Source organism: Hymenobacter sp., assembly GCF_036387835.1.
Taxonomy (GTDB): Bacteria; Bacteroidota; Bacteroidia; order Cytophagales; family Hymenobacteraceae; genus Hymenobacter.
In genome coordinates, this window is sequence record NZ_DASVSY010000102.1 from 1 (window position 1) to 13,562 (window position 13,562).

The following is a 13,562-nucleotide window of genomic DNA, read 5'->3' on the forward strand; positions in this document are numbered from 1 at the left end:
GCTCCCCGCGCCATGGCCGACGGACTTTGAGGTGGGTTTCGCACCTACTGCCAGTTATTCAATCTTACCGTCTCGGATGCGGACGTCAGCTTTGGGGGCGGCCTTTTTGACCATCGTACCAAAGGCACCTTTCTTCTCGAAAGAAGCTACCACTTCGTCCTCGACGGGGGTACGCTGAACGACGGGGTTGTTGGCCCAGAACTCGGGGTCGTACTTAGTGGCCTTGATGATTTCCAGGTCCCGGTCGTCGAGGCTGGCGCGGGCGTAGGGAAGGTTGGTGGGCTTGGTCGAGGTGTCGTAGAAGTAGGTGAAGGAAGTGACACTCAGGGGCACGGTGCCGGTTTTGGTGCCGGTTTCCAGATCAGCCGTTAAGTCCACCTGCATGTGGTCGAGGGGGGAGACAGGGGCATCTCCGGGCTGAAACACCATATCGACCGACAGCTTGGGGTTCTTGAATTTCTGGTTGGGGTTGCTCGACGTGGCGGTGAAGCTCGGCTGCATCATCTTGTAGCGCACGATCTTGTTGGTTTCGATATCAATCCAGATGGTGCCGGAAGACTGGTACTTGATTTCGGGCCGGGTTTCGAAGCTTATTTCCGCAATGGTGCTGCTGTCTTGGTCGAGCAGGCCTTTCAGCTCCAGCAAGTAGTTCTTCACGGTGTTGGGGCTGAGCAGCGCCAACGACTTGGTGCTGTCCATGCCGGCGTCGTAGAGGCCGTAGCGGCGGGTGTAGATAGAGAAGTTGCTGAAGGCCGTGGCCGCTTGTTTGGCGGCGTAGCGCCCCTGCGCAACGGTGGTCCCCTCAATGCGGGCCGGGTTGGATTTCACGTTCCACACCACTTCCTGTAGCTCGGTGGGCTCGTTGCTGATGCGCGTAAGCTGGCGGTAGTAGGCTTTGCCGTAGAACTTCTTGGAGTAATTGCTTTGCAGCTGCCGGAAGGCTTTTTCCACTAGCTGGAAGGGGTAGCTGTTCACTTTCACTTCGGGCAGCGCCACCGAAGCCGGTGCCAGGGCCACTTGCAACGGTGTGGTATAGTTGGCCTGCGTGACGCGCACGGTGTCGCGCAAGTGGCCTAGCTCCGAGAAAATAAGGGTGCGCGGCACATCCTTGAGCACCAGCGTGAACTCGCCGTTGGCGTTGCTGGCGGTGCCGTTGGTGGTGCCGGCCACCGAGATGCTCACGAAGGGCAGCACCTCCTTGGTGTCTTTATCGGTAATAGTGCCCCGCACCGTGTACTGCGCCACGGCAGCCGGATTCAGGCCAAGAAAAGCCACCAGAAAAAATCCGCTCGTCAGCAGCAAGCGCAACGACGACCAACGGAACCTAGAAAGAACAGACGAGAGCAAGGCGAAGCTGATTAAATGAATACTAGAGAGGAAAGTCGTAAAACGGATTTGGTAGCCCAAACCATATATCGATACCACAAAGGTAGATTCAGGCACGGTTTCCGGAACGGAAAAAGTGAAGACTTCTCTCCGCAGTACAAATACGATACCGATAAAGCGAACAACATACTACGCGCCTATCCACATAGGAATGTCGGAATGACAGGCCGGTGTACATAGACTCCCTACGAATTCTAGGTAGCGGCACGTAGCACCACGGCTGGTTATGCCACCGGCAGGTCAGCCTGTTACTGTTAATTGCGCAACAGTAACTGTTGAGTACGATACGTTTTTCTTCATCTGCGTAAACTCACCGGGCCCTATCTTGGTCTTGTAAACACTACTTTTCCTTTCCTCACTCCTATTTTTCACGTCATGCTGAAGCGAGATTTTTTGAAAAACGGTTTTATGACCATGGTTGGCGCCTTGGTGAGCCCTGCTCTACTAGCCCGCGCCCACGACGAAAAGCTGCTCCGCGAAGCCCGTGCTACTCCTATTGCCGATGGCCCGTTCACGCTACCGGCCCTGCCGTACGCCTTCAATGCCTTAGAGCCACACATCGATGCGCGCACCATGGAAATTCACCACGATGCTCACCACAAAACCTACGTTTCCAAGCTGAATGAGGCCGTAGCCGGCAAGCCGCAGGAAAAAATGTCGTTGGCCGAGCTGCTGGCATCGGCCAGCAAGCAGCCCGATGCGGTGCGCAACAACGCTGGTGGCCACTTCAACCACTCGATGTTCTGGCAACTGCTCTCGGCCAAGGGTGGCGGGCAGCCTACTGGCACGCTGGCCACGGCCATCAACACCAGCTTCGGCTCGTTCGATAAGTTCAAGGAGCAATTTGCCACGGCAGCCACCACCCGCTTCGGCTCGGGTTGGGCCTGGCTGAGCGCCGACAACACCGGCAAACTCTTTATTTCCTCGACTCAAAACCAGGACAACCCGCTGATGGACGTAGCCGGCATCCAGCACGGCACGCCCGTATTGGGCCTCGACGTGTGGGAGCACGCCTACTACCTGAAGTACCAGAACAAGCGCCCCGAATACGTAGCTGCTTTCTGGAACGCAGTGAACTGGCCCGAAGCAAACCGCCGCTTCGAAGCTGTCAAGAAAGGCTAAAAGTCCTGCGCTTGTCTGGCCTTGGTTATGACAAGAAAACCAAACGAAAAGAGCGGCCAGATGATCTGGCCGCTCTTTTCGTTTGTCTTGGGGGCGGCACCTAGCTAAGCGCAGAACTCAGGTTTTTAGGTTCAACACTTTATTCGGGTGTCCTATTTCACCGGCAAGCGGCAGCAACCCATCTTTGTAGCATGAATAAATATCTGCTATTCCTCCTATCGAGTGGTTTACTACTAAACGGCCTTGCCGCGCAGGCGCAAAGCAAAAAGGAGTTAACGGTAGCTTTCGGCTCTTGCAACCGCATCGATTTGCCGCAGCCGCTGTGGCCCGTTATTGCCAAAGACAAGCCCGACGTCTGGATCTGGCTCGGCGACAACATCTACGGCGACACCGACGACATGGCCGTGCTCAAGCAGAAGTACGACACGCAGTACAACCTGCCGGGTTACCGCCAGTTTCGGGCGCAGGTACCCGCCATCATCGGCACTTGGGACGACCACGATTACGGCCGCAACGACGGCAACAAAACCTACCCCTTCAAAAAGCAAAGCCAGCAGGTCGCCCTCGACTTTCTGCAAGAGCCCGCCAACACTACCCGCCGCCAGCAGGAAGGAATCTACACCTCCTACAACTACACAGTAGGCCAGAAAAAGGTGAAGGTGATCTTGCTCGACGACCGGTATTTCCAGGATTCTCTTTACCGCGACCCGCAGCAGGTTTATCAGCCCAACCTCACCGGCGACCTGCTAGGCGAGGCGCAGTGGCAGTGGCTCCAGCAGCAGCTCACCAACAGCCCCGCCGATGCGCACATTATTGCTTCAGGTATTCAGTTTTTGCCGCAGCAGCACCGATTTGAGAAGTGGGCCAACTTCCCGGCAGCCCGGCAGCGTCTGCTCACCCTGCTCGCCAGCTCTCACGCCAAGGGGGTACTCCTGATCAGCGGCGACCGGCACATCGGCGAAATATCGAAGCTGACGGTGCCCGGCGTGGCGTACCCGGTGTACGAGGTTACTTCCAGCGGCCTGACCCACCCGGCTTCCCAAAACACCGGAGAGCCCAACGCCCTGCGGGTTGGGCCGCTGGTCAACCAGAAGCATTACGGTTTGTTCCGCTTCCGTGAGCAAGGCAAGAAGCTGCTGGTAACGGCCGCGTTGAAAGGCGAAGATGGCAAGGTGATTTACGCCGAGGAAATCGAGGTAAAGCCCTAGCACGCAAGCTCAAGAACGTTACGCTAAGACATTGCTCAAGCATCTCAGCTTAATTACAACAGAGGCCAGCTAAGCTGCTGGCCTCTGCTATTTTAGATGAATTTAAGAACGAAAGATTCTTTAGCAGTGGGCTGTTCTTGAGGTTCTTCGTGAGGTCAGAAAGCTTGACTACCGTCAATTAGGCGTCCGGACACTCTATAACGTCATGCTTCGGCTTCGTTGCACTGCGCTCAGCATGACGTTATAGAGTGTCCGGACAGTTCTTGTCATTCGACATTCCGCGTATCAAGCGGCGAGAGGAATCTGGCTGAAACCGTCAGAAAAGCCTACTCAGATTCCTCCTGCGTCGGAATGACAAACACTTGGCCTATGCGGATAGGCTCTAAGTCAAATGCAGTTACTAAGGCACTTGGCAACTACCGCAACGGCTTCATTTCAGTAAATGTTTGGAAAGATTTGCGCAGTTCTGCATAGCACGAAATACGCGTTTGGAAGGGATATAAAGCGCTTTTGGGGCGGATTAAGGAAGAGCTAGTCAGCAACTATAGACCGTGGCGGCCAACAATAAATTTGGTTTTCTAAGAAACGCACCAGTACATTTGTAGCATCAATTCTTTACGACAAAGGATTGTTTTTATACAGAGGCGTGGAGAGACAGGCTCTATGAAACGCCGGCAACCTCGGGAGAATCCCGAACGGTGCCAAGTCCTGCCCATATAAAAGCAACAACGCCGTGAAATCCTTCACCAGCTCCGTCACTACCCACCGCCAGTTTGCTGCTTTGCAGCATGCGTGTTGTAGCATGACCTGCTCCGTCTGTATGCCCCTGACGGATCTGAGCTGCTAAGGATTAGGTATTTCCTTTTTTGCCCTTTTGCTTGCTCTCGTAGTTAACTGGCTTAGCGCGCCCGTTGGCTACCCTTTAGGAAGGCGCCCCGCCGTCTTCCTGGCTACGCGCCACCGTGCCAGACGGTTTGGGCCCGTAGCCGCCCGCCAATCTATTTGCTGAACCTGCGTGTCGGTGCTGCCGCTTTTGACGGCCGGAGCGCCTGGCTGTGCACAGGCCAGCGCGCTAAGCACACCCTGGTTTGCGCCCATTATTACCATCAATTCGTTTGGCAGCTGCGGCTGCTTGAAAACCTAGTTGCGCGGCCTCTTCGCGCCTACTTCTTTCCTGCCCTTTATGAAATCTTTTACCCTTCTGGCGGTGCCTGCCGCCGTAGTGGGCCTGGCCCACACGGGCTTTTCTCAAATGGTGCCCACGCAGCCCCTCACCGGCACCATCACCGACGCGGCCGACCGCAGCGCCCTACCCGGCGTGACCGTAGTGGTACAAGGCACCACCGTCGGGGCTTCTACCGATGCCAATGGGCAATTTTCGCTGGCGCTGCCGGCGGGCCGCACCACGCTGGTAATAAGCGCGGTAGGGTATCAAACCCAAACCGTGAACGTCGGCAGCGGGCCAGTCCGGGTGGCGCTGAAGGCCGACGTGAAGGAGCTTTCCGAGGTGGTGGTAACGGGCTACAGTGAGCAAAACCGCAAAACCCTGACCAGCGCCATCAGCTCGGTGAAGGGCGACGAGCTGAACAACATTCCGGCCGCCAGCCCCGACCAGCTCTTGCAGGGCAAGGCGCCGGGGGTGCAGGTGTCGGCCAACTCGGGCGTACCGGGTGGGGGCATTTTCATTCGCATCCGGGGTAGCAACTCCGTGAATGCCAGCAACGACCCGTTGTACGTGGTGGACGGCGTGTTCATCAACAACACCAACCTGATTGCCACCGGCCTCGGCAACCAAGTGGCCTCCAACCCCCTGGCCGACCTGAACCCGCAGGACATTGAGAGCATCGAGATTCTGAAGGATGCCAACGCCACGGCCATTTACGGCTCCCGCGGGGCCAACGGCGTGGTGCTCATTACCACCAAGCGCGGCAAGGCCGGCGACAAAACGCGCATCACCTTCAACACCTATCAGGCTCTTTCCAAGGCGCCGAAAAAGTTCGAGCTGGTGACCGGGCCGGAGCTGGCCGCGCTGGAAAACGAGCGGTTTCTCAACGACGGCGGCAACCCCACGCTGCTACCGTACCGCTCGGTAGCATCTGGTGGGCGCGGCCTGCCGGAAGAGCAGCAAACCTACGACCGGCTCTCCGATGTGTTTCGCACGGCCCAAACGCAGAGCTACGAGCTGTCGGCCGCCGGGGGCTCCGAGAAAACGCAGTTCTACATCGGGGCCGGCTATTTCAAGCAGGAATCCATTGCCCGGCCCACCGATTTCGAGCGGTTCAGCTTGCGCGTCAACCTCGACAACTCCGTAACGGACAAGCTGCGCATTGGCACGAGCACGGCCCTGAGCCGCACCCACCGCAACGTGAGCAGCAACGACAACAACCCGGTGGGCGTGATCAACTCGGCTCTGTATCCGCGCACCAACCTACCGGTCTACAACCCCGATGGCACCTACGCCAAGTACGGCTCGTTCGACAACCACCAGGCTCTGATCGACAACCTCAACAACGACGCGGTAGGCACCCGCGGCATCTCGAATGTGTACGGCGAGTACCGGTTTCAAAAGAACCTGACCTTGCGCAGCAGTTGGAGCATCGACTTCAACGACATGTACGAAAACAACTTCAACAACACGCTCATTCTAGCCGGCCAGCCCCGCGGCACGGCTACTTCCTTCCTCTCCCGCGACATTACGCTGCTCAACGAGCAAACCCTGAACTACAGCGCCGATTTCGGCGAAAACCACTCGTTGCAGGCTTTGGTGGGTAATACGGTGCAGAAAAACACCTTCCAGCGCACGAGCCTGGCCGGCCAGCAGTTCCCCAGCAACGACCTCACCAGCATTGCCTCGGCGGCCACCCAAACGGGCTCGTCTTCCCGTTCGGAGGCCGGGTTGCTGTCGTTTTTCGGCAAGGCTACTTACAGTTTCAAGCAGCGCTACACCGCCGACGTGAGCGTGCGGGCCGATGCTTCGTCGCGGTTCGGGCGCGACAAGCGCTGGGGCTACTTTCCGGCCGTGGGGGTAGGCTGGCGTTTGGGCGAAGAGAATTTCATCAAGAACCTGGACGTGTTTCAGGAGCTGAAGCTGCGCGCCAGCGTGGGCAAAACCGGCAACCAGGCCGGTATCAGCGACTTTGCAGCCTTGGGCTTGGTGCAGGGTGGGGCCAACTACCTCGACCTGCCGGGCACCGCGCCGCTGCAGCTGGCCAACCCGAACCTGAGCTGGGAAAGCACCCGGCAGTGGAATGTGGGTCTGGATGCGGCCGTGCTGCAAAACCGCCTGCAGCTAGAGCTGAACTACTACGACAAGTACACGTCGGGTTTGCTGCTGAACGTGCCGGTGGCGCGCAAAACAGGCTTTGCCTCGATAGTGGAAAACTACGGGGCCGTACGCAACAAAGGAGTTGAGGTGCAGCTGACCGCCAACTGGCTGCCCAAGGGCGCGGTGCAGTGGAGCACCACCTTCAACGTGGCCCGCAACGTGAACAAGATCGAGAAGCTGGCCGCGCCCATCACGGCGGGCTCGCGCGATATTTTCCGGCTCGAAGAAGGCGCTCCGCTCTACTCGTTCTGGCTTTACCACCAAACGGGCGTGAACTCGGAAACCGGCGACGCGGAGTACGAAGACGTGAATGGCGACGGGCAGCTGTCGGTGGCCGACCGCCAGCTGGTGGGCAACGCCTGGCCCAACTACTTCGGGGGCGTTACCAACTCGGTGAGCTACAAGGGCTTCGACTTTGGGTTTCTGCTGAATTTCGAGCAGGGCGCGAAAATCATGAACATGAACCGCTTCTTTCTGGTGCACGGCGGCACGCAAAGCAACATCGGCTACCTGCGCGAACAGCTCGACCGTTGGCAGCAGCCCGGCGACCAAACCGACATTCCGCGCCTGACCACCAACGCCAGCAGCAACAACTACGGCGGCGTGGTGCAGAACCTGAGTGACCGATACCTGGAAGACGGCTCGTTTCTACGCTTGCGCACCCTGACGCTGGGTTACACCGTGCCCAAGGAAACCGTGGCGCGGGTGCGCCTGAACTCGCTGCGGGTGTACGTGCAGGCCGCCAACCTCTTCACCATCACGCCCTACTCGGGCCTCGACCCGGAAATCAATTCGCAGAGCGGCGTGCAAAACAGCAAAAACATCGACTGGGCCACCGTGCCCCAGCCCCGCACTTTTCAGGTGGGTGTAACGGTCGGACTCTAAGCTTTTCCTTGAAATGAAATCCTCCATCTATCACTTGTTTTTCGCGGTGGTGCTAGGCGCTTCTGCTCTGAGTATTTCGGCCTGCAACGATTTGCTGGAACCCACGCCGGTGCAGCAGCTGCCCGACAACCGCGCCATTACCGATGCGGGCAGCGCCCGCTCGGCTACCATTGGCGTTTATGACCGGGTGCAGACGTATTACCAACTCAACTGGCCGGTGCTGGGCTTTTTGCCCGGCGAGAATGTGCGCTTCAACGGCACGCTCAACCAGTTTCTGCAAATCGACCAAAACCAGCTGAGCGCCGACAACGTGCTCGTCACCGAGGCCTGGACGCAGATGTACCAGGCCGTGAACGGGGCCAACAACGTAATTGCGGCCCTGCCTGAGCTAACGGACCCGCTGCTGCCGGCCACCGAGAAAGACCAGCTGCTCGGGGAAGCTTATTTCCTGCGGGCCCTGGTGTACTTCGACCTCGGCCGAGGCTGGGGCGGGGTACCGCTGGTGCTCACGCCCACCCGCACCAAGGAAAACGGGCGGGGCCTGCGCCGCAGCACCCTGGCAGCCACCTACGACCAAGTGCTGGCCGACCTGACCCAGGCCGAAACCCTGCTGCCCGACGCCACCACCCGCAACCGCGCCGTGAAAGCCAGCGCCCGCGCTTTGCGGGCGCGCCTGCACCTCTACCGCCAGCAGTGGAGTGCCGCCGAAACCTATGCCACGCAGCTCATCGGCAGCAGCAACTACCGGCTGGTTACGCCCTACCGCGCCATTTCCACGGCGCCCTTCCTGAGCAACGAAGCCATTTTCGAGCTGACTTTTAGTAACTCCGATGCCAACTCGATGTGGAACAACTGGTTTCCGAGTGCGTTGGGTGGGCAGTTCAATTTCCAGCCCGTGCCGGCGGCCATTGCCCTCCTCAACGACCCCACTGTGGGTGGCAGCCGTTCTACTTTGCTGGCTACCACCACCATTGCCGGAGCCAGCGTCACCTACGGCAACCTCTACAGCCGCTCGGCCCAGCGCGACGACCCAAGCTACGTGCTGCGGCTGGCCGAGCAATACCTGATCCGGGCCGAAGCCCGCGCCCGGCAAGGCAAGCTCTCCGAAGCCCTGGCCGATTTGAACGCAGTGCGCAGCCGCGCCGGCGTGCCAGCCAGCACGGCCGCCACCACCGAACAGTTGCTATTGGCCATCGAGAACGAGCGCCGGGTGGAATTTGCTTTTGAAGCCGACCGATGGTTTGACCTCGTGCGCACCGGCCGCGCCGACGATGTGCTCGGCGTTACGGACCAGCGCCGCTGGCTGTTTCCCATTCCTTTCAACGACCTCGTGGCCGACCCCGACTTAGAGCAGAATCCGGGCTACTAACCACCTCGTTGCAATAGTAACAGTCATGCTGAGCGAAGGCGTTAGCCGTAGTCGAAGCATCTCGCTCGTGTGGTATATTCAATAATGATGCAACGATTCGAGCGAGATGCTTCGACTACGCTCCGCTTCGCTCAGCATGACAATACTTTGACAACGTCAGCACGCGAGATGCTTCGCCTCCGGTCCCTGGCTTGAGGCGCCACTTGCTCAGCATGACTGTCTGAAGAGGCCTTTCGAGTCTTGCACGACGCATTACGCGGCCTCCGGATATACTGCGAAAGTTGAAGTACCACGAAACGAAAGCCGCCAACTTATTGCCTTCCATTTCCATGTTGAAAACCTACTTTTCCACCGCATTTCTGGCGTTTGGGGTTGCCTTCACTGCCCCGGCCGTTGCGCAGAACAGCTACTTCTTTCCCGCCGCCCAGACGGGTTCCTTCGACCCAGCCGTACCCACGCCCGAGCAGTTTTTGGGCTACCCCATCGGCTCCCACTACACCCGCACCGACCAGATTGTGGCGTACCTGCGCGAGCTGGACCGGGTATCCGACAAGGTGAGCTTGCGGGTGCTAGGCACCACATTCGAGGAGCGGCCGCAGGTGGTGGCCACCATTACGGCGCCGCAGCACCAGCAGAACCTGGCGGGCTTGCAGCAAGCCCGGCGGGCCTTGGTCGACCCGAAGCTGGCCGCCCCCGACTACCGCGCGCTGCCGGTGGTGGTGAGTTTGAACTTTGGGGTGCACGGCAACGAAAGCAGTTCGTCGGAGGCGGCCTTGCTGCTGGCTTACTACCTCACGGCTTCTACCAGCCCCGAAACCAAGCAGTGGCTGGAGCAAGCCGTGGTCACCATCGACCCGCTGGAAAACCCCGACGGCCGCGACCGGGCCTCGCACTGGTTCGACCAAAACAAGTCGTGGCCCAACGTGACGGACCCGCTCGACCGGGAACACACGGAGGCCTGGCCGGGCGGGCGCACCAACCACTTCTACACCGACCTAAACCGCGACTGGCTGGCTCTCACCCAACCCGAAAGCCGGGCCCGCATGGCGTTTTTTCATGAGTGGTATCCCAACGTGATGATCGACTTTCACGAGATGGGCACCAACGGCACCTACTACTTCGAGCCCTCCAAGCCGTTCAGCACCGAAAACGACCTGATTCCGCGGGCTACCTACGAGGTACTGAACGTGCATCTGGCCAAGTACTTCGCCAAAGCCCTCGACAACCTTGGCTCGTTGTACTGGACCAAAGAGCAGTTCGACAACCTCTCGCCCATCTACGGCTCTACCTATCCTGATTTTCAGGGCGGCGTGGGTATCACGTTTGAGGTAGGCAGCTCCCGCGGTCTGGCACAGGAAGGCACCAACGGCGTGGTCACTTTTCCGTTTACGATTCGCAACCACGTTGCCACGGGTTTGGCCACCGTGCGCGGCGCCGTAGAAGAAAAGGAGCTGTACTTGCGCCATCAGCGCGACTTTTTCACCTCGGCCGTTACCGAAGGGCGCAAGTTCCCTACCCAAGCCTATGTGTTTGGCAATGCGCAGGACCAGACGCTGACCAACAAGTTTCTGACCTTGCTGCTTCAGCACAAGATTGAAGTGCACGAGCTAGGCAAAACGGTAACCCTCGACAAGCAGCAGTTCGAGAAAGGCAAGGCTTACGTGGTGCCCACCAGCCAGCCCCAATACCGCGTGGTGCACTCTTTGTTCGAGGAGCTAACCACCTTCCACGACAGCGTGTTCTACGACGTAACCGGCTGGAGCCAGGCCCACGCCTACGGCCTGGCCGTATCCAAGCAAAAGAGCACCGGCCTGGTACAAGGCACGCCCATCACGGCCCCCAAAACACTGAACGGCACCATACGCGGGGGCTCCAGCAGCTACGCTTACCTACTGCCGTGGTCGGAGTACAACGCCCCGCGGGCCCTGACGGCCTTGCAACGGGCCGGCCTGACCGCCAAGGTTAGCTTCAAGCCGTTCCGCGCCGGCCCGGCCGACAGCCCCACTGATTTCGGCTACGGGACGCTGGTCGTGCCGGTGGCGGCGCAAAAACTTCCTGTTGATTCCGTGTTCCAGATTGTAAGCCGGGTGAGCCGCCAAAACCAGGTTACGTTTACAGGCGTAGGCACGGGCTTCAGCGTAGGCGGCATCGATTTGGGTTCCAACAACATCCGCACCGTGCCGGAAACCAAAGCGGCCCTGCTGGTGGGCACGGGCACCAACGCGGCCGAAGTGGGCGAAGCCTGGTTCACGGCCAATCAGCAGCTCGGGCTGCCCCTGAGCCGGATCGAGCTAAGCAACTTTGGGCGCGCCCCGCTCGGCCGCTACACCGCTCTGGTGCTCGTGGGCGGGTCCTACACCAGCCTCGACAAAGCGGCAATAGATAAGCTGCGCCGGTGGGTGCAGGAGGGCGGCACGCTCATCACCCTGAAGAATGCCTCGGAGTGGGTTATCAAGCAAGGCATTGTGAAAGAGAAACTGTTGATTCCCGCCAACGCGGGTTGGGCCGATACCACCGCCCTGGCCGTGGCCCTGGCCGAAACGGCTCCTCCCACCCCGAAAGCCACACGCCCCCCCAAAGCGGAAACCCCGCTTGCCCGGCGGGCCGATTTTGCGGAGCAGGAGCAGGAAGGCACCCGCGCCATTGCCGGTTCTATCTACTCAGCCGATATCGACATTACCAACCCCATTGGCTTCGGCCTCACGAACCGGCGGCTCTACGTGTTCCGCAACGGCACCACGTTTTTGCGCCCGAGCCGCAACCCTTACGCCACCGTGGCGCAGTACACGGCGTCGCCGTTGGTTAGCGGCTACGTGTCGAGAAACAACCTGCGGCAAATCCGCAATTCGGCCGCCGTGGTGGTGAGCAAGGTTGGTACGGGCCGGGTGGTGCTTTTCGCCGACGACCCCAATTTCCGCCACTACTGGCACGGCACGTCCCGGCTATTCACCAACGCGCTGCTGCTCGGGCCGCTCCTGAATCTGCCCGAGGGTCCGGCCGCTATTTCGGCGGAAGAAGAAAACTGATCTTCACTGACCCTGGCGTAGCCTTGAACGCAAAAGCACCCCACCCGCAACTAGCCGGTGGGGTGCTTTCGTGTTTCAAGGCTACAAGGTTGTTTAGGATTTTATAAAAACACGTTTAAACGGTCATGCTGAGCACAGCCGGAGGCGAAGTCGAAGCATGACCTAAAGATGAAATCCTAAACAGCTTCTACTTCTCGACGTTGTACTTGCGCAGATACTCCCGCACTTTGAGCCCCGATTCTTTCAGGTCTTCGTCTTTCCAGTTGCCAGTAGACGCCGCCGATTTTTTAAGGATAGAACAGGTTTCGTCTTTGTCGGAAATCGACCAAGTAATCCAGCTCACCTTGTTGGCTTCCATCCAGTCGATGTACTCCTGCCAGGCCGTGTAGTTCAGGGGTCCATCGCCGGTGGCTTCCATACCGGCCGACTCGGAAACGAATATCGGCAGGCCGCTTTTCAGGGCCGCTTCGGTTCGGTCGCGCAGCTGTTTCTTATGGGTGGCCGCGTAGAAGTGCATGGTGTACATCAGGTTTTGCTGGCCTTTGATGGGGTCGGCGGCCGGCAGGTTCACATCCTGGTCCCAGTGCGGCGAGCCTACCAGAATCACGTTGTCGGGGTCGTTTTGCCGGATAACCTTAATCACTTCTTCGGAATACGCTTTCACTTCAGGCCAGCTCTCATAATCGGGCTCGTTGAAGAGCTCGTAGATGACGTTGGGCTGGTTGCCGTACGCCTTCGACATTTCGGCGAAGAAAGCTTTGGCTTCGTTGAGGTTGATGTTGTGGCTGTGCCAGTCGATAATCACATAGATGTCGGATTTGATAGCCCCATCCACTACCGCCCGGATTCTTTCCTTCGAGAAATCCGGAAATTTCATGTAGCTCTTCTCCCCGGCTTCCACGCCCGTCGCCGCCCGCACCACGTTGCAGTTGAAATCGTCTTTCAGCCACGCCACGGTTTCCTCGGTGTAGAAGCGGGGCCACATGCTGTGCCAGCCAAAACTCAGGCCGCGCAGCACCACCGGCTTGCCGTCTTTGTCGACTAGCTGCGTGCCTTCCACCCGCAGCTGCCCATGCCGCTTCACAAATTTCTCTTTGCTTTTGCTTGGCTTGCTTTTCCGCGCCGCTGCTTCTGTCGGCGACTCAGCGGCTACAGCTTGTTTGCGAGAAGCTACGGGCAGACAGAATATTCCCCAAAACAGAAGTGCTATCGTTTTTTTCTTGCTTGTCATAGAAATTGAT

The 13,562-nt window shown here is 58.8% G+C and carries 7 protein-coding genes and 1 riboswitch; of the genes, 5 read left to right on the plus strand and 2 right to left on the minus strand.

What is annotated here, in order from left to right:
* Positions 1-54: 54 nt before the first annotated feature.
* Positions 55-1,443, minus strand: a complete 1,389-nt coding sequence (locus VF639_RS19450; RefSeq protein WP_331147605.1) for a carboxypeptidase-like regulatory domain-containing protein — start codon at positions 1,441-1,443, stop codon at positions 55-57.
* A 318-nt stretch (positions 1,444-1,761) separates the two neighbouring features.
* Between VF639_RS19450 and VF639_RS19455 the strand changes: the two genes are divergently transcribed.
* The 5 genes from VF639_RS19455 (at position 1,762) to VF639_RS19475 (ending at position 12,321) form a co-directional block, all read left to right on the plus strand.
* The gene (locus tag VF639_RS19455; protein ID WP_331147606.1) at positions 1,762-2,508 is read left to right on the plus strand and encodes a superoxide dismutase; all 747 of its coding nucleotides are present in this window, start codon (positions 1,762-1,764) and stop codon (positions 2,506-2,508) included.
* A 191-nt stretch (positions 2,509-2,699) separates the two neighbouring features.
* A complete protein-coding gene (locus tag VF639_RS19460; RefSeq protein WP_331147607.1) occupies positions 2,700-3,716 on the plus strand; it encodes an alkaline phosphatase D family protein in 1,017 nt (338 codons plus the stop codon).
* 631 nt (positions 3,717-4,347) lie between these two features.
* A riboswitch (SAM riboswitch) is annotated at positions 4,348-4,439 on the plus strand.
* A gap of 460 nt (positions 4,440-4,899) precedes the next feature.
* Positions 4,900-7,926: a SusC/RagA family TonB-linked outer membrane protein gene (locus tag VF639_RS19465; protein ID WP_331147608.1), complete on the plus strand. Its 3,027-nt coding sequence runs from the start codon at positions 4,900-4,902 to the stop codon at positions 7,924-7,926.
* Between the two features lie 13 nt (positions 7,927-7,939).
* Positions 7,940-9,295 carry a RagB/SusD family nutrient uptake outer membrane protein gene (locus tag VF639_RS19470; protein WP_331147609.1) on the plus strand — a complete coding sequence of 452 codons (1,356 nt, stop codon included), beginning with the start codon at positions 7,940-7,942 and terminating at the stop codon, positions 9,293-9,295.
* 329 nt (positions 9,296-9,624) lie between these two features.
* On the plus strand, positions 9,625-12,321 hold the full coding sequence (locus tag VF639_RS19475) for a M14 family zinc carboxypeptidase (RefSeq protein ID WP_331147610.1): 2,697 nt from the start codon (positions 9,625-9,627) through the stop codon (positions 12,319-12,321).
* A gap of 187 nt (positions 12,322-12,508) precedes the next feature.
* Here VF639_RS19475 and VF639_RS19480 read toward each other — a convergent pair whose 3' ends face one another.
* Complete coding sequence (locus tag VF639_RS19480; protein WP_331147611.1) at positions 12,509-13,552, minus strand: glycoside hydrolase family 5 protein; 1,044 nt, start codon at positions 13,550-13,552, stop codon at positions 12,509-12,511.
* Between the last annotated feature and the right edge of the window lie 10 nt (positions 13,553-13,562).